The organism is Bacteroides sp. BFG-637, assembly GCF_024793605.1.
Lineage (GTDB): Bacteria > Bacteroidota > Bacteroidia > Bacteroidales > Bacteroidaceae > Bacteroides > Bacteroides vicugnae.
In genome coordinates this window covers 3,827,137-3,842,413 of the sequence record NZ_JANUPD010000002.1, presented here as the reverse complement: position 1 = coordinate 3,842,413, position 15,277 = coordinate 3,827,137, and the positions used below count along the sequence as shown (strand labels likewise).

Here is a 15,277-nt window from a genome sequence, read left to right as displayed (position 1 = left end):
GTTCAAAGAACTTGTTCTCATTTAGAAAACCACTACCTTTGTTACAGTGGTTTTCTAAAACGAGAATAAAGCATGAAGAATAATCTGTTAAGCGAAAAGCTTATTTACACAGGAGAAAGTCTTACTCCTACCCATTTACATCTTTGTACTTACAATGCTACCGAGATACAGGAAAGCTCTAGTGATACTTTTCAGGCCATCAAAGGTACGCTAAACAATGATCAAATCAATTGGCTACAGATACACGGAATGAAAAATACAGAAACTATCCGGGAAATCTGCAGTCATTTCGAAATAGACTTCCTTGTCTTACAGGATATATTAAATGCGGATCATCCGACCAAGATAGAAGAGCATGATAAATACATTGTTCTGATCTTAAAAATATTCTATCCGAACGAACATAAAGAAGAAAATGAACTGGACGAACTGCTCCAACAGCAAGTCTGCCTTATCATAGGAAATAATTATGTACTGACTTTCCTCGAAAAAGAAACTGATTTCTTCGATGATATCAGTTCCGCCTTGCGTAATGATGTCCTGAAGATACGCAGTCGTCAAACAGATTATCTGCTTAGCGTACTGCTCAACAGCGTGATGGGAAACTATATTTCAACCATCTCTTCCATCGATGACGCACTCGAAGATTTGGAAGAGGAACTGCTTACTATCACCAACGGAGATGACATCGGTATCCAGATTCAGGCATTACGACGCCAATATATGCTAATGAAAAAAGCAATCCTCCCCTTGAAAGAACAATATATAAAGCTACTGAGGGCAGAAAACCTGCTCATCCATAAAGTGAACCGCGCCTTTTTCAATGATGTAAACGACCACCTACAATTTGTATTACAAACCATCGAAATCTGTCGGGAAACCCTTTCTTCATTAGTCGATCTTTATATCTCCAACAATGATTTGCGTATGAACGATATCATGAAGAGGCTGACCATCGTATCCACAATTTTCATTCCTTTGACATTTCTGGTTGGAGTATGGGGAATGAATTACAAATGGATGCCGGAACTGGAATGGCAGTACGGGTATTTATTTGCCTGGATTGTAATGGCAATTATCGGTATTATTGTATATTTGTACTTCAGAAAAAAGAAATGGTATTAACAAAAACACATCATCAGTCATGAAATCGATTAAAGAGCTATACAGGATAGGCACAGGACCTTCCAGTAGCCACACTATGGGACCGCGCAAAGCTGCCGAAATGTTTTTGGAACGTCATCAGGATGCTACATCTTTTAAAGTCACCCTTTACGGCAGTTTAGCCGCTACCGGTAAAGGACACATGACGGATGTAGCCATTATAGACACCTTACAGCCCACTGCACCAGTAGAAATTGTATGGCAACCCAAAGTCTTTCTACCGTTCCATCCGAACGGAATGACATTTGCGGCTTTGGATAACAATAATAAAGTGCTTGAGAACTGGACTGTTTACAGTATTGGTGGCGGTGCACTGGCAGAAAATAATGATAATCCAACTATCGAAAGCCCCGATGTATATGGCATGGAAAACATGACCGAAATACTCCAATGGTGTGAGGATACCGGAAAAAGTTATTGGGAATACGTGAAGGAATGTGAGGAAGAAGATATATGGGATTACCTGGCTGAAGTATGGGGCACCATGAAAGATGCCATTCACCGTGGACTGGAAGCTGAAGGAGTACTTCCCGGCCCACTAAATCTTAGACGAAAAGCCTCCACCTACTATATACGCGCTACCGGATACAAACAATCCCTGCAATCCAGAGGACTTGTCTTTTCTTATGCTTTGGCAGTAAGTGAAGAAAATGCTTCCGGTGGAAAAATAGTGACCGCTCCTACCTGTGGTTCCTGCGGAGTGATGCCTGCCGTATTATATCATCTCCAGAAAAGCCGTGATTTCAGTGATATGCGCATTCTACGTGCATTAGCCACTGCCGGATTGTTTGGCAACATTGTCAAATTCAATGCATCTATTTCCGGAGCAGAAGTAGGTTGCCAGGGAGAAGTAGGCGTCGCCTGCGCAATGGCTTCGGCTGCCGCCAATCAATTATTTGGAGGTAGCCCGGCACAAATTGAGTATGCAGCAGAAATGGGATTGGAACACCATCTGGGAATGACTTGCGACCCGGTATGCGGATTGGTACAAATTCCCTGTATCGAACGAAATGCATACGCTGCCGCACGTGCGCTGGATGCAAATCTTTATTCAGCTTTCACCGATGGTATGCACCGTGTCTCTTTCGATAAAGTAGTGCAAGTAATGAAACAGACCGGACACGACCTTCCATCACTTTACAAAGAAACAAGTGAAGGAGGATTAGCTAAGGATTATAAACAAATGTAATTATAAAAAAGTAAGCATCCGATAAAGTACCCGTTTTCTCTGTCATATTTTCATAGCACCTTTGCCTGTGCAATATTGCATGAACTTCTAACATATTTTCATTATGACAAAAGAACAATTTACCTCTTTACAGGAACTGCATCGTTTAAGCGGTCTGAGTCTTCTGAAATTTCTGCAACGTGAACATGTCAGTTACTCCACGTACAATTATTGGAAACGTAAATCTTCCAGTGTTCCCGATCACGAGACATCTGCTCCCCAATCAGTCTTAGCCCCCATCAGCCTGACGTCCCCCTGTATTGCTTCCTCCTCTTCTGTTTCCGGAATGACCCTGTTGTTTCCTAATGGCGTCCGTGCCCATTTGGGTGCCGGTATGGAAGAGGCCGCTTCCCGTTTGATTAACCAATACGCCTGTTGCCATGTTCTGCCTGAATGATACGATGCGGTATTTTCTCTGCCCCGGCAGGACTGATATGCGCAAGGGTATCAGTTCTCTCTGCGGTGTGGTACACGAGCGTATGGGCTGCAGTGTCAGGAACGGTGATGTATTCATCTTCATTGGCAGCAGCCGTAAATTGATGAAGCTTCTCCATGCCGAGGATGGCGGTCTGGTGATGTATGTCAAGCGCCTTGAAGCCGGTCATTTCAAGATTCCCGAATATGACGAGAAATCGCGCAGCTATCCGATGGAATGGCGCGATCTTGTCATTATGGTGGAAGGAATCCGTGAATCTCCCGGGCAGCGTTTGAGACGTCTGAGGGCGGAACGAAATGTATATACTGTATAAAAATAGATGTCGTATTCCTTGTCTGTCCGGGATATATTTTGTACATTTATAGTGTAATTAAAAGAAACGGATTATGACTCAGGAAGAGATGCTTTCACAGATGAACTCAATGCTGCAGTCCCTGCAGCAGGTGAACGCATCCCAGGCTGAGACCATTATCAGGCTTACCCGGCAGAATGAATCCTTACAGAACCGTCTCAATGAGCTGACGGCTCAAGTCGCATGGCTGAACCGCCAGCTTTTCGGTCACAAGTCAGAGAAACTCCCGTCTCTTGATTCCAACCAGCCTGACCTGTTCGGTGACTTTCTTCCTGATAACGCGGCTGAACTGGAAAAAGCGCGTGAAGTAGCGGTGCAGACAATCACAAAAGAAACGGTGGAGAGCAAGAAACGGGAACGGAATAACCGCAGGATAATGGAAGGTCTTCCCGTACTTGAAAGGGTAATCATCGAGCCGGAAGACATTGACCTGGAACTGTACAGGAAGATTGGTGAGGAAGTGACCCGTGTGGTGGAACATAAGCCCGGACAACTTTATATAAAGGAGATTGTACGGCCCAAATATGCCCTTAAAGACAACACTTCACTTCCACCGGTCGGCAGAAAAGGAGTGGAGATAGCCGCCATGCCGCTGTTGCCTATATACAAAGGAATAGCGGGACCTACACTTTTGGCGGAGATACTCCTGCAGAAATATGAGTATCATCTTCCCTTCTACCGCCAGGTGAAACAGTTGCATCACCTGGGCTTCAAAGCTAGTGAAAGTACCATAGACGGATGGTTCAAGCCTGCGGTTGAACTTCTCAAGCCACTTTACGAGGTACTCAGGCAGGAAATCATGAAATCCGACTACATACAGGGGGATGAAACGACCGTACCTGTACTGGACAAGGCAGGACATCAGACCAACAAGGAATACTTGTGGATGGTCAGGGCGGTAGTCGAACGACTGGTGCTTTTCCATTATGACAAAGGATCACGGTCAGGTACGGTGATAGGGCAACTGGCTAAAGACTTCAAGGGTTATTTCCAATGTGACGGCTTTGAGGGTTACGAATCGGCTTTCAAGGTCAACCCGAATGTGCGCCTTGTTAACTGCATGGCTCATATACGCAGGTATTTTGAGCAGGCACTTGCTGAAAACAGGCAGATGGCGGAACATGCCTTAAAAAGAAATACAGCTTCTATATCGCATAGAACATGACTGTGACCAGAAGCAGCTTACAGAAAATGAACGAATGGGAAAACGTCAGGAACTTGCCGGACCTATTATGGATGCCTTGAAGCTATGGATGGAAACAGAAGGGATAAAATACAGCCCAAACAGCCTGACCGGAAAGGCGATAACCTATGCCTATACCCGCTGGGAGAATATGATGAGGTATCTGCAGGATGGACGTATCCATATTGATAACAATCTGGCGGAAAATGCCATCCGACCAATCACATTGGGTAGAAAGAACTACTTGTTCTGTGGAGACCATCAGGCGGCCGTCAGCATGAGTGTCGTCTGTTCGTTACTGGCTACGTGCAAAGCGCATAAAGTAAATCCGCGCACTTATCTGAATGACGTTATAGCAAGAATGCCATATATGCAGAAGGCAAATTATGAGGAACTGCTACAAATGTTGCCACACAAATGGAAGGAAAAGAATAAAGAATGATGGAGATACAACGATAGATGGCTGCTTACCAGGAAAGGAGATACAGCCATTTTTTATAGTGTACTTTATCGGATGCTTACATAAAAAACAACGGGCTATTCCTTTCATAGAAATAGCCCGTTTTGATTTTTATGATTAAAAACTATTCAGTCGGCGGCCAATTTGTATCATCTCCATTGCTAATATCTTTTTCATGTAGCAATCCGCCTTCCTGTGAGAAATAAAGCGCATAGCGTTGACTACCTTGCTTCACCTGAATCACAGATTCCATCGGATTTTGTGGAAAAGTCAACACATACACATCCGTCACTACCCATGCATTATATTTAGAATCCATGAAAGCGGTGTAAACAGCCGGTACGAGCTGATCTATGCTATTCAGTTCATTTTCCGTCATCACCCAATTGGCATTAGCATCAAACCAGACCTCCAGTTCGTCATTGCTTACCCAGCAGTCAGCTACATAATAGGCACCTTTCATCTCCCATTCTACATTCTGGGCAGCCGGATATACCTGTTTTAAGGCTTCTGTAATATTACTGGGCGGAACAAAAGTATCATCATCGTCATTATCACATGCGCCAAACAAAAGAGCAGTCATCATCAATACCACTGCCCAAGCGCCAAACTTAAATCTCCACATAGCTATCTTCTTGTTTAGGTCTATTATCACAAATCTTCAATTAATCATCAGCCTTGATAAACTTTCCCTTCTTATCAAATTTGAAAGAAAGTCCGGTAGACAATTCTATTTCATATCCTTTACGGTCACGTTCCACTTTGGTCACTCCCTCATTTACAAAATTATGAGACTTCAAATAATTGACAGCAAATCCCGGAATAATACTAACAGGAACAACCTGTCCTTTCTTTGCACTTACTTCTTCCCAGTTGCCTTTACTGTCAAAATCAATTTCCGTACCATCCATCAATACCACTTCATACTTGGTAGACTCCATCATATCCTTATCAATCTTGATATGAGCCACCTCTGGTTTCGTAAAATTGCTATTGATAAAATTACGTGCCGGAAGCGGTAACTGATTCATGTCTTTTGTAATCACATCTTTTGCGAATGAGAATTGTACGGCTACAATAGCCAACACAAGTAAAGATAGAATTTTCTTCATAATCGTTATTCTTTGTAAGCATCCGATAAAGTACCCGTTTTCTCTGTCATATTTTCATAGCACCTTTGCCTGTGCAATATTGCATGAACTTCTAACATATTTTCATTATGACAAAAGAACAATTTACCTCTTTACAGGAACTGCATCGTTTAAGCGGTCTGAGTCTTCTGAAATTTCTGCAACGTGAACATGTCAGTTACTCCACGTACAATTATTGGAAACGTAAATCTTCCAGTGTTCCCGATCACGAGACATCTGCTCCCCAATCAGTCTTAGCCCCCATCAGCCTGACGTCCCCCTGTATTGCTTCCTCCTCTTCTGTTTCCGGAATGACCCTGTTGTTTCCTAATGGCGTCCGTGCCCATTTGGGTGCCGGTATGGAAGAGGCCGCTTCCCGTTTGATTAACCAATACGCCTGTTGCCATGTTCTGCCTGAATGATACGATGCGGTATTTTCTCTGCCCCGGCAGGACTGATATGCGCAAGGGTATCAGTTCTCTCTGCGGTGTGGTACACGAGCGTATGGGCTGCAGTGTCAGGAACGGTGATGTATTCATCTTCATTGGCAGCAGCCGTAAATTGATGAAGCTTCTCCATGCCGAGGATGGCGGTCTGGTGATGTATGTCAAGCGCCTTGAAGCCGGTCATTTCAAGATTCCCGAATATGACGAGAAATCGCGCAGCTATCCGATGGAATGGCGCGATCTTGTCATTATGGTGGAAGGAATCCGTGAATCTCCCGGGCAGCGTTTGAGACGTCTGAGGGCGGAACGAAATGTATATACTGTATAAAAATAGATGTCGTATTCCTTGTCTGTCCGGGATATATTTTGTACATTTATAGTGTAATTAAAAGAAACGGATTATGACTCAGGAAGAGATGCTTTCACAGATGAACTCAATGCTGCAGTCCCTGCAGCAGGTGAACGCATCCCAGGCTGAGACCATTATCAGGCTTACCCGGCAGAATGAATCCTTACAGAACCGTCTCAATGAGCTGACGGCTCAAGTCGCATGGCTGAACCGCCAGCTTTTCGGTCACAAGTCAGAGAAACTCCCGTCTCTTGATTCCAACCAGCCTGACCTGTTCGGTGACTTTCTTCCTGATAACGCGGCTGAACTGGAAAAAGCGCGTGAAGTAGCGGTGCAGACAATCACAAAAGAAACGGTGGAGAGCAAGAAACGGGAACGGAATAACCGCAGGATAATGGAAGGTCTTCCCGTACTTGAAAGGGTAATCATCGAGCCGGAAGACATTGACCTGGAACTGTACAGGAAGATTGGTGAGGAAGTGACCCGTGTGGTGGAACATAAGCCCGGACAACTTTATATAAAGGAGATTGTACGGCCCAAATATGCCCTTAAAGACAACACTTCACTTCCACCGGTCGGCAGAAAAGGAGTGGAGATAGCCGCCATGCCGCTGTTGCCTATATACAAAGGAATAGCGGGACCTACACTTTTGGCGGAGATACTCCTGCAGAAATATGAGTATCATCTTCCCTTCTACCGCCAGGTGAAACAGTTGCATCACCTGGGCTTCAAAGCTAGTGAAAGTACCATAGACGGATGGTTCAAGCCTGCGGTTGAACTTCTCAAGCCACTTTACGAGGTACTCAGGCAGGAAATCATGAAATCCGACTACATACAGGGGGATGAAACGACCGTACCTGTACTGGACAAGGCAGGACATCAGACCAACAAGGAATACTTGTGGATGGTCAGGGCGGTAGTCGAACGACTGGTGCTTTTCCATTATGACAAAGGATCACGGTCAGGTACGGTGATAGGGCAACTGGCTAAAGACTTCAAGGGTTATTTCCAATGTGACGGCTTTGAGGGTTACGAATCGGCTTTCAAGGTCAACCCGAATGTGCGCCTTGTTAACTGCATGGCTCATATACGCAGGTATTTTGAGCAGGCACTTGCTGAAAACAGGCAGATGGCGGAACATGCCTTAAAAGAAATACAGCTTCTATATCGCATAGAACATGACTGTGACCAGAAGCAGCTTACAGAAAATGAACGAATGGGAAAACGTCAGGAACTTGCCGGACCTATTATGGATGCCTTGAAGCTATGGATGGAAACAGAAGGGATAAAATACAGCCCAAACAGCCTGACCGGAAAGGCGATAACCTATGCCTATACCCGCTGGGAGAATATGATGAGGTATCTGCAGGATGGACGTATCCATATTGATAACAATCTGGCGGAAAATGCCATCCGACCAATCACATTGGGTAGAAAGAACTACTTGTTCTGTGGAGACCATCAGGCGGCCGTCAGCATGAGTGTCGTCTGTTCGTTACTGGCTACGTGCAAAGCGCATAAAGTAAATCCGCGCACTTATCTGAATGACGTTATAGCAAGAATGCCATATATGCAGAAGGCAAATTATGAGGAACTGCTACAAATGTTGCCACACAAATGGAAGGAAAAGAATAAAGAATGATGGAGATACAACGATAGATGGCTGCTTACCAGGAAAGGAGATACAGCCATTTTTTATAGTGTACTTTATCGGATGCTTACGCCACACAAATGGAAGGAAAAGAATAAAGAATGATGGAGATACAACGATAGATGGCTGCTTACCAGGAAAGGAGATACAGCCATTTTTTATAGTGTACTTTATCGGATGCTTACTATTCTTTTAGCGTTAATACTATACTTTCGTTTCATACAGCAAATAACGATACAGATTCTGGAAAGATTTAGGAATCATGCAAGTTTGCTCTTTTTTTGTATTCTTTAACCATCTAAAAAATAATATACCAACGATCCTCACAGACAGTTGGTATATTTCACATATAGATACATATCAGTTTTTAAACCAATATGAGGGCTAAGTTAGAAATATACCGCTGTACGATTTCTAACCTGCAAAATGTAGGGATTTCATGAGTTTATCATGAATCTAGGGACCTACATATTCTTTTATAATTATAGTTTGTGATTCATTTTAAATATCAACGATCTTCACAGACAGTTGATATAGTGGGAAATTCACATCGGCTTTAACCTCCGATGTCAGGGCGTAAATTAGAAATGTACCGTCGTACGATTTCCAATCCACAATGTAGGAGAATCATGCCTTTACAGCATGGAAGCTAGGGACCTACATTTTTTTCATCTCACATACGAAACACTCACGTGTTTATTACATCTCAACATATTCAACATTTATTATATACCCAATTTATTTCAGAAAAGTCATCTCAAATACAGATTATCATTATCTCTATACCAATCCTTAATTGCTTCCTCAAATGTATAATGAAACTTATAACCTGAATCAGCCAATTTCTTTCCGCATATATTAGTAGAGATCATTAATTTCTTTACACGAGCCGGACAAATACCTAAAGCTTTTCCCCCTAACGGACCGACAATACTTGCAACTGTCATTAGAAGACTTCCCGGCACCTTAACAATGGCACGTTGTAGTCCCGTAACCTTTTTCATTGTTTCGACTATTTGCTCGATAGTAAAAGCCGGTTCAAATGTACAGTTATATAACTCTACTCCTTCGCTATGATTCTCCAACCGGTAAAGCATAAAGCGAACCAATTCTTTCACATAAATGCAAGCTTTAATCGTATCTTTACGGCCTGGATAGAAGAACTTACCACCACGGATACCCCAATACAAACGGGTAAAGTTACCATTTTCCCCTTTACCGAATACCACACCCGGACGAACAATAGTAAGTTGCCGTTCGTTCGTTTTTTTTGCCTGCCAAATCGTATGTATTTTTTCAGCCACTAATTTAGAAATTCCATAAGGCGTGTTCGGTGTGGGAAGCGTCTTTTCTGTTTTCAAATCTTCAGCTGCACCATAAGGGGCTATGGAACTAGTAAAAACGATTCTCTTTACCCCGAACTTCTCGGCAAAAGCACATACATTCTCTGCACCACGAATATTCGTCTCAAAATAAGCCTGGTCCGGATGTCCCGGGGTACGATGAACGGCTGCAAAGTTAAAGATAACGTCTTCGGAAGTAACGGGAATATCAATGTTTATTTCAGAACGAACATCACAATTGATATATGTAGATTTACCTTCATGGTTATTCTCCACGATATCCAAATTGTATATTCTTGTACCCGGATATAAATTATCAATTAGAGCAATAAGGTGCGTACCGATAAAACCGGAACCGCCAAATATAAAATGACTCATTTCACTAGATGATTAAATTCATTATATTTTAACTCTACAAACTCCTTTATTTCCTTCTTAAAACGTTCTTCCGAAAAAGTCTCCGCATGGTTACGTATTATTTTAGGATCAAACGGTGTTTCTAGTTTTTCAAATCTTTCTACTGCATCAATAATCGAATCTACAGTTTGTTCATAAAAGAAAAGACCTGTTACTCCTTCTTTTACTGTTTCCAAAGAACCTCCCCTGCCATAAGCAATAACAGGAGTCCCACATGATTGCGCTTCGATCGGAATCATACCAAAATCCTCATCTGCTGCAAAAACAAAGGCTTTAGCTTTCTGCATCTTTTTCTTTTAGTACGGCAAATGACTGATATCCCATGACAGTTACATTATGCCCGGCAATCTTGCGTATCTTTTCCAAATTAGGACCTCCACCAATCACAACCAGCTTTTTATTAGGCATACGACTAAAAGCTTCGACAATAAGATCTATTTTCTTATATCCCACCAAACGACTACTAGTTAAATAGAAATCTTCTTTCTCTACGCACAAATCAAAGTTAGAAATATCAATATTAGGGTGAATTGTTACAGAATCCCGCCTATAAGTCTCCTGAATTCGACGTCCCACATAATCGGAATTACTTATAAAACAGTCAACCCGGAAGCTGGATATCAAATCCCATTTACGAATACGGTGAAGCATATATTTAGCCAGATATCCTTTCAAGCCTTTTGTCAACCCCGATTCTTCCAAGTATTCATGATACATATCCCACACATAACGAATAGGAGAATGACAATAACAAATATGCAGTTGATCCGCTTTGGTTAAAACTCCTTTGGCAACAGCATGAGAAGATGATATAATCACATCATATCCCCGTAAATCAAACTGTTCTATTGCAAACGGAAATATAGGCAAATACATCCTATGCTTCTTTACCCCTAAAGGCAACTTCTGAATGAATGATGTATGGACTTTATTCCAGTCAATCCCTAATTCGTCACAAACTTGTTTTTTAGCAACTAAGGTGTAAATATCTGCGGCAGGAAATACATCCGCAATAGCTTTGACTACTTTATCTGAACCGCCAACGGTTACTAACCATTCTTGAATAATAGCAACTTTCATATTTAATAAGTGCAATAATATTTTAAAGCGATAGAAAATATCTCATAAATCACTTTTTCCTTTATCACTTTATGTACTTCACTAAACATATTTATTTTCACAGAACAATACTTGACTACAACTTTTCATTCTTGCAAAATAAATTACTTTAAGTCGCTAAAATCAAATTGGCATTTCCAAAGTATACTGGAAAATATATACTCCCTCTCCTTCATACCAAAGGTATTTATTATAGTCATCAGAATCCTCATCCCCCTAAAAAAATATCCAAATGATAATATTATTAAAACATTGAAGTATTCAATATTCATCATCATATGATTTTATAATATCCCTGATATATTCCGCACTCCTTCCCCACGAAAAACGTTTTACATTCTCGTATCCTCTACGAACTAGATATTCTGACATTATCTTATCTTGAGCAATTTTTATTATAGCTTTAGCAAAATCATTTTCTTTATTTGAATTACACAATATTGCACTATCACCTAACACCTCAAGCAAAGCCGAAGAATCACTCGAAATAACAGGACATCCACAAGCTTGTGCTTCAAGCACAGGTATCCCAAATCCCTCATAAAATGAAGGAAAAACAAAAGCCATAGCGTTACTATAAAATTTTATAAGTTCAGTATCCGCCACACGCCCCAACAATACTACATCTTTATCTTGTTGCAACTGAGAAACAAGGACATCCATATTATTAAAACTTCCTGTTTTAACATCACCAATTATATATAATTTCAAGCCTTCTACATATTTTTGAGCTAATTTAAATGCCTTATATGCCATAATAAAATTCTTATTCTCTTTAAAACTTGAAACTGTAATCAAATACTTTTCCTTACCTAACACATTATCAGTTATATGATGAAACATTCCATTTACCGCATTATAAATAATTGCGACTTTATTCGGATTAACGTTATAGTAATCACATATTTCTTTCTTAGAAAAATCGCTTACTGTAAAAATATGCTTTGAGGTATGTAACACTCTTGGTATGAGAATCCTATATAGCATCCTAAATTTAAATGAGAATGTTTTAGGATAGCGTATGAACATAATATCATGCAGTGTTGAAATTTTATTATGATAAAAAACAGGTGCTGTATTTCCCAGACATATAAGTATAGGACTACCTTTAGTCTTCAAATAGATTGGTAAATCTATCTGTTCCCAAAGATGGCCTTTCTTTTTTCCTATAACGACTGCCCCCAATTGTTCAGCTATCTCTGTATGAATAATATTATAAGGTGCAACAAACTGTACATCACCACCGAATCTTTCTTTCATTTGCAAACAAAGTTCAATAGCAAACCGCTGTACACCAGTTAATTTCTGAGTCAAAAACCTTGCGTTTATTATTATCATTTTATATATGTTATCAACTACTCCACAACATTATTATTTTAAGCTACAGCATTGGGTAATCTTAATAGTTCCACCCTTAACAGTAACGCGTAAATAATATATGCCTCACATAAAAAAATCGGAATCTGTGGTTCTGCAATAATCATCAAACGTCCAACACTTACCACTATTAAAAAAGACCTAATGCAGCACAGTAATACCAGCCATATTTCTGTTGAACACGACACGTCAATTTCAAAAGAAGAACTAAATAATAAACAATAAATACCATTCCTAAGATACCTGACGTCTTGAGTGTACCCAAATATGGGACTTGATATTCAGCTTGATATTGCGAATATTTTTCATTCTCAGAATCAACAACTCTTCTTTCACCACCATCTTCTGACATGGTTTGCCTTATAATCAAACCTCCATCACCTATTCCAAAATAATATTTACTGGATTATTCTGAAATGCAACCATTAAACTATTATTTTGTCCCACTCTAGACATTTTATCACCTTTCGAACTATTAATAAAAAAACAAGGCAAATATAAATACAGCTATACCGATCAACATCGATAAATTCCTAATTCTACGTGATATCCTCCCTCCCATTAATCCTATAATAACTAATAATATAAGCAATAATGCTGCATTTAAATACAACATTTTCACATAATTATACACCTGTAGTAATATGATAACATAAGCCGTAAAAACCATCCATTTGGAAATTATCTTATTTTTAGCTATTATTAAAGGAAGAAGGAATAGTGACATATAACTCTCAGACTGGTCTAATAAAACTACACTATGCCCCCCTCTTTGCCAACTTATACTTTGCAAGAAAAAAAGAACTAATAACCTGAGATAACACATTCATAAAATTTAGAAAGAACAATATTGAAAGGAGTCTTCTTATATCTTGCTCTTTATCATATTTCTTTAAAATAAGCATTGTTATATAAACACAAATGAACCCTGTTATTACCCCCCGTAATGTTCTAAGCTGTATCATATAATCCGTTGGATTGCCTGTTAACATATAAAGATAAAATCCCCCAAAAGATAAAACCAATATATATACATCTCTTCTCCATATCCACATAATAACATTCGATTGCTTAAAAATCCCCTTATCTCTTTTAAGAATAAAATAGCGAATTAAAAGCATCCCACAAAGCCCAATAGAGAAAAAATCGTAAATTGATAATCCTGCAACTATCTTTTGATAAAAAATATAAGTACGAGGTATAGGTAATAAATAATCTTGTACAGGTTTTACATATATATTGTAAATAGAGAATGTTACAATCATATATATATATAAAGCTATTTTTTCTTTTCCAATACTCTTCTTGCTAATATATATTGACGAAATAATTATAGCGATCAATAGTATCAACGAATCAATCAGTACTAATTTTAACAATTCGTTTCCAATTACAAACATGTATTTTTTTTAAATTAACATTCCAGTAATTATATACTTTCAATTATCTCTTCATATTTATCAATCCACCCCTCAAAGTCCATCATTTCCTCTACAGTATTTCTTGCTCTTAAAGCCATACTAGCTAATATAGCAGGATTATCATAAATATACATTATCGCTTTTGAAAGACTATCTATATCTGAAGCATCAACAATTACACCATTAATCCCACTTTGAATTATTTCAGGGAGTCCACCGCAATTAGTAGCTATCACAGGCACGTGGTACGCACAACTCTCAAATGCCACAGTGGGAAATGTATCCGGCCATCTTGATGGAATCACTGACAGATGAATATTAGCATAATGTTCAGCTTGCTTCACATACCCAACAAAATTTATTCTACTATCCCCATAAGCTAAATTATGTAAATAACTCTCATAATCCTGTGTATCGCCTCTTCCAGCAATAGTAAGTGTAGCGTTAATATTCATTTTCATAAAAGTGCGTATCAACCACTCCACCCCCTTCACCTCGCTCAATGTACCAATATAGCCAAGACGAAGCGGCTCGTTACCGTTCCATATAAGGTACTGCTGTGGTTCTGTAATATTACGCGCATTATGAATCACCTTTTTACAACTCCTTGCAAAATAACCTAAACAGATAAGGCTATCTAGTACAAATCTACTAACCCCAATAACCACATCTACCTGATTACTCATATATCGATGAGGCAGTCGCATTAATCGACATAACACGCACTGCCCCTCACATGGTTTCCCATGCTTAAAAGCATTACTATTAGGACATCGAAAATACTGATCATGCAACACTTCAATAATGGGAATATTGCGACGTTTTATAACCTTCCAAATAGAGATAGACAGTCCCGAAATATTGTGACATATAACAACATCCGGTTTTTCTTTATTAAGTACCCACTCAACTCCGGCCATCATAGCACTATTATAAATATCCTGCAAATGCCAAATTAAGTGAACTAACCGTCCATTTCTTTTCTCAAAATGCCAATATATATTGCGTATTCCCACTCTATATACAGTGAGCCCATTTACTGTGTCAGACACCACCTTCCTATTTGCAGCCCCTGTTGTAAGTACAGACACATGATAACCTCTCACTGCTAACGCTTCGGCCTGTTCTTGACAAATAATCTCAGCACCACCTCCAATATTGGGACTATAGAGTGTATTAATGATAAGTAAGCGTTTCATCT

Annotated in this window: 16 protein-coding genes and 1 pseudogene; 8 read left to right on the top strand and 9 right to left on the bottom strand. The window is 39.9% G+C overall.

The window, feature by feature from the left end; all coding sequences use genetic code 11:
- Positions 1 to 72: 72 nt before the first annotated feature.
- From corA to tnpC (NXX38_RS14785), 5 genes and pseudogenes are all read left to right on the top strand, one after another.
- Entirely contained in the window at positions 73 to 1,125 is a 1,053-nt protein-coding gene (gene corA / locus NXX38_RS14805; protein ID WP_074638856.1) for a magnesium/cobalt transporter CorA, read from the top strand.
- A 19-nt stretch (positions 1,126 to 1,144) separates the two neighbouring features.
- Positions 1,145 to 2,353 (top strand): L-serine ammonia-lyase, encoded by a 1,209-nt coding sequence (locus NXX38_RS14800; protein WP_258979954.1) that lies wholly within the window; start codon positions 1,145 to 1,147, stop codon positions 2,351 to 2,353.
- 103 nt (positions 2,354 to 2,456) lie between these two features.
- Complete coding sequence (gene tnpA, locus NXX38_RS14795) at positions 2,457 to 2,789, top strand: IS66 family insertion sequence element accessory protein TnpA (protein WP_217723764.1); 333 nt, start codon at positions 2,457 to 2,459, stop codon at positions 2,787 to 2,789.
- Positions 2,773 to 3,141: an IS66 family insertion sequence element accessory protein TnpB gene (gene tnpB / locus NXX38_RS14790; protein WP_167511782.1), complete on the top strand. Its 369-nt coding sequence runs from the start codon at positions 2,773 to 2,775 to the stop codon at positions 3,139 to 3,141. The genes tnpA (NXX38_RS14795) and tnpB (NXX38_RS14790) overlap by 17 nt, the downstream gene beginning before the upstream one ends.
- 73 nt (positions 3,142 to 3,214) lie before the next feature.
- Positions 3,215 to 4,805: pseudogene (tnpC, locus tag NXX38_RS14785) on the top strand (IS66 family transposase).
- A gap of 142 nt (positions 4,806 to 4,947) precedes the next feature.
- Here tnpC (NXX38_RS14785) and NXX38_RS14780 read toward each other — a convergent pair.
- Both NXX38_RS14780 and NXX38_RS14775 read right to left on the bottom strand, forming a co-directional pair.
- Positions 4,948 to 5,448 carry a PepSY-like domain-containing protein gene (locus NXX38_RS14780; protein WP_148365908.1) on the bottom strand — a complete coding sequence of 167 codons (501 nt, stop codon included), beginning with the start codon at positions 5,446 to 5,448 and terminating at the stop codon, positions 4,948 to 4,950.
- A gap of 40 nt (positions 5,449 to 5,488) precedes the next feature.
- Positions 5,489 to 5,935, bottom strand: a complete 447-nt coding sequence (locus NXX38_RS14775) for a PepSY-like domain-containing protein (protein ID WP_148365906.1) — start codon at positions 5,933 to 5,935, stop codon at positions 5,489 to 5,491.
- A gap of 107 nt (positions 5,936 to 6,042) precedes the next feature.
- On the opposite strand from NXX38_RS14775, the gene tnpA (NXX38_RS14770) reads away from it, so the two are divergent.
- The 3 genes from tnpA (NXX38_RS14770) (at position 6,043) to tnpC (NXX38_RS14760) (ending at position 8,390) form a co-directional block, all read left to right on the top strand.
- The gene (tnpA, locus tag NXX38_RS14770) at positions 6,043 to 6,375 is read left to right on the top strand and encodes an IS66 family insertion sequence element accessory protein TnpA (RefSeq protein ID WP_217723764.1); all 333 of its coding nucleotides are present in this window, start codon (positions 6,043 to 6,045) and stop codon (positions 6,373 to 6,375) included.
- A complete protein-coding gene (tnpB, locus tag NXX38_RS14765; protein WP_167511782.1) occupies positions 6,359 to 6,727 on the top strand; it encodes an IS66 family insertion sequence element accessory protein TnpB in 369 nt (122 codons plus the stop codon). Before tnpA (NXX38_RS14770) ends, tnpB (NXX38_RS14765) begins: the two co-directional genes overlap by 17 nt.
- Positions 6,728 to 6,800: 73 nt before the next feature.
- Positions 6,801 to 8,390: an IS66 family transposase gene (gene tnpC, locus NXX38_RS14760; protein WP_195650751.1), complete on the top strand. Its 1,590-nt coding sequence runs from the start codon at positions 6,801 to 6,803 to the stop codon at positions 8,388 to 8,390.
- Between the two features lie 761 nt (positions 8,391 to 9,151).
- Here the strand turns inward: tnpC (NXX38_RS14760) and NXX38_RS14755 are convergent.
- The 7 genes from NXX38_RS14755 to NXX38_RS14725 all read right to left on the bottom strand — a co-directional run bounded on the left by NXX38_RS14755 (position 9,152) and on the right by NXX38_RS14725 (position 15,275).
- Positions 9,152 to 10,120, bottom strand: a complete 969-nt coding sequence (locus NXX38_RS14755) for an NAD(P)-dependent oxidoreductase (protein ID WP_258979953.1) — start codon at positions 10,118 to 10,120, stop codon at positions 9,152 to 9,154.
- On the bottom strand, positions 10,117 to 10,446 hold the full coding sequence (locus NXX38_RS14750; RefSeq protein WP_258979952.1) for a glycosyltransferase: 330 nt from the start codon (positions 10,444 to 10,446) through the stop codon (positions 10,117 to 10,119). Before NXX38_RS14750 ends, NXX38_RS14755 begins: the two co-directional genes overlap by 4 nt.
- Positions 10,433 to 11,239, bottom strand: a complete 807-nt coding sequence (locus NXX38_RS14745; protein ID WP_258979951.1) for a glycosyltransferase — start codon at positions 11,237 to 11,239, stop codon at positions 10,433 to 10,435. Before NXX38_RS14745 ends, NXX38_RS14750 begins: the two co-directional genes overlap by 14 nt.
- Before the next feature lie 300 nt (positions 11,240 to 11,539).
- Positions 11,540 to 12,592 carry a glycosyltransferase family 1 protein gene (locus tag NXX38_RS14740; protein WP_309569415.1) on the bottom strand — a complete coding sequence of 351 codons (1,053 nt, stop codon included), beginning with the start codon at positions 12,590 to 12,592 and terminating at the stop codon, positions 11,540 to 11,542.
- 193 nt (positions 12,593 to 12,785) lie between these two features.
- The gene (locus NXX38_RS14735) at positions 12,786 to 13,007 is read right to left on the bottom strand and encodes a hypothetical protein (RefSeq protein WP_258979949.1); all 222 of its coding nucleotides are present in this window, start codon (positions 13,005 to 13,007) and stop codon (positions 12,786 to 12,788) included.
- A gap of 406 nt (positions 13,008 to 13,413) precedes the next feature.
- On the bottom strand, positions 13,414 to 14,055 hold the full coding sequence (locus NXX38_RS14730; RefSeq protein WP_258979948.1) for a hypothetical protein: 642 nt from the start codon (positions 14,053 to 14,055) through the stop codon (positions 13,414 to 13,416).
- 29 nt (positions 14,056 to 14,084) lie between these two features.
- Positions 14,085 to 15,275, bottom strand: coding sequence for a glycosyltransferase family 4 protein (locus tag NXX38_RS14725; protein WP_148365896.1), 1,191 nt, complete (start codon positions 15,273 to 15,275; stop codon positions 14,085 to 14,087).
- Positions 15,276 to 15,277 lie beyond the last annotated feature (2 nt).

Excerpts from the sequence above, each read along its gene's own strand:
- corA (WP_074638856.1), top strand. The coding sequence starts at position 73 with ATGAAGAATAATCTGTTAAGCGAAAAGCTTATTTACACAGGAGAAAGT.
- NXX38_RS14730 (WP_258979948.1), bottom strand. The coding sequence starts at position 14,055 with ATGTTTGTAATTGGAAACGAATTGTTAAAATTAGTACTGATTGATTCG.
- tnpC (WP_195650751.1), top strand. The coding sequence starts at position 6,801 with ATGACTCAGGAAGAGATGCTTTCACAGATGAACTCAATGCTGCAGTCC.
- NXX38_RS14780 (WP_148365908.1), bottom strand. The coding sequence starts at position 5,448 with ATGTGGAGATTTAAGTTTGGCGCTTGGGCAGTGGTATTGATGATGACT.
- NXX38_RS14755 (WP_258979953.1), bottom strand. The coding sequence starts at position 10,120 with ATGAGTCATTTTATATTTGGCGGTTCCGGTTTTATCGGTACGCACCTT.
- NXX38_RS14750 (WP_258979952.1), bottom strand. The coding sequence starts at position 10,446 with ATGCAGAAAGCTAAAGCCTTTGTTTTTGCAGCAGATGAGGATTTTGGT.
- NXX38_RS14725 (WP_148365896.1), bottom strand. The coding sequence starts at position 15,275 with ATGAAACGCTTACTTATCATTAATACACTCTATAGTCCCAATATTGGA.
- NXX38_RS14735 (WP_258979949.1), bottom strand. The coding sequence starts at position 13,007 with ATGTCAGAAGATGGTGGTGAAAGAAGAGTTGTTGATTCTGAGAATGAA.
- NXX38_RS14800 (WP_258979954.1), top strand. The coding sequence starts at position 1,145 with ATGAAATCGATTAAAGAGCTATACAGGATAGGCACAGGACCTTCCAGT.
- tnpB (WP_167511782.1), top strand. The coding sequence starts at position 2,773 with ATGTTCTGCCTGAATGATACGATGCGGTATTTTCTCTGCCCCGGCAGG.
- tnpB (WP_167511782.1), top strand. The coding sequence starts at position 6,359 with ATGTTCTGCCTGAATGATACGATGCGGTATTTTCTCTGCCCCGGCAGG.
- tnpA (WP_217723764.1), top strand. The coding sequence starts at position 6,043 with ATGACAAAAGAACAATTTACCTCTTTACAGGAACTGCATCGTTTAAGC.
- tnpA (WP_217723764.1), top strand. The coding sequence starts at position 2,457 with ATGACAAAAGAACAATTTACCTCTTTACAGGAACTGCATCGTTTAAGC.
- NXX38_RS14745 (WP_258979951.1), bottom strand. The coding sequence starts at position 11,239 with ATGAAAGTTGCTATTATTCAAGAATGGTTAGTAACCGTTGGCGGTTCA.
- NXX38_RS14775 (WP_148365906.1), bottom strand. The coding sequence starts at position 5,935 with ATGAAGAAAATTCTATCTTTACTTGTGTTGGCTATTGTAGCCGTACAA.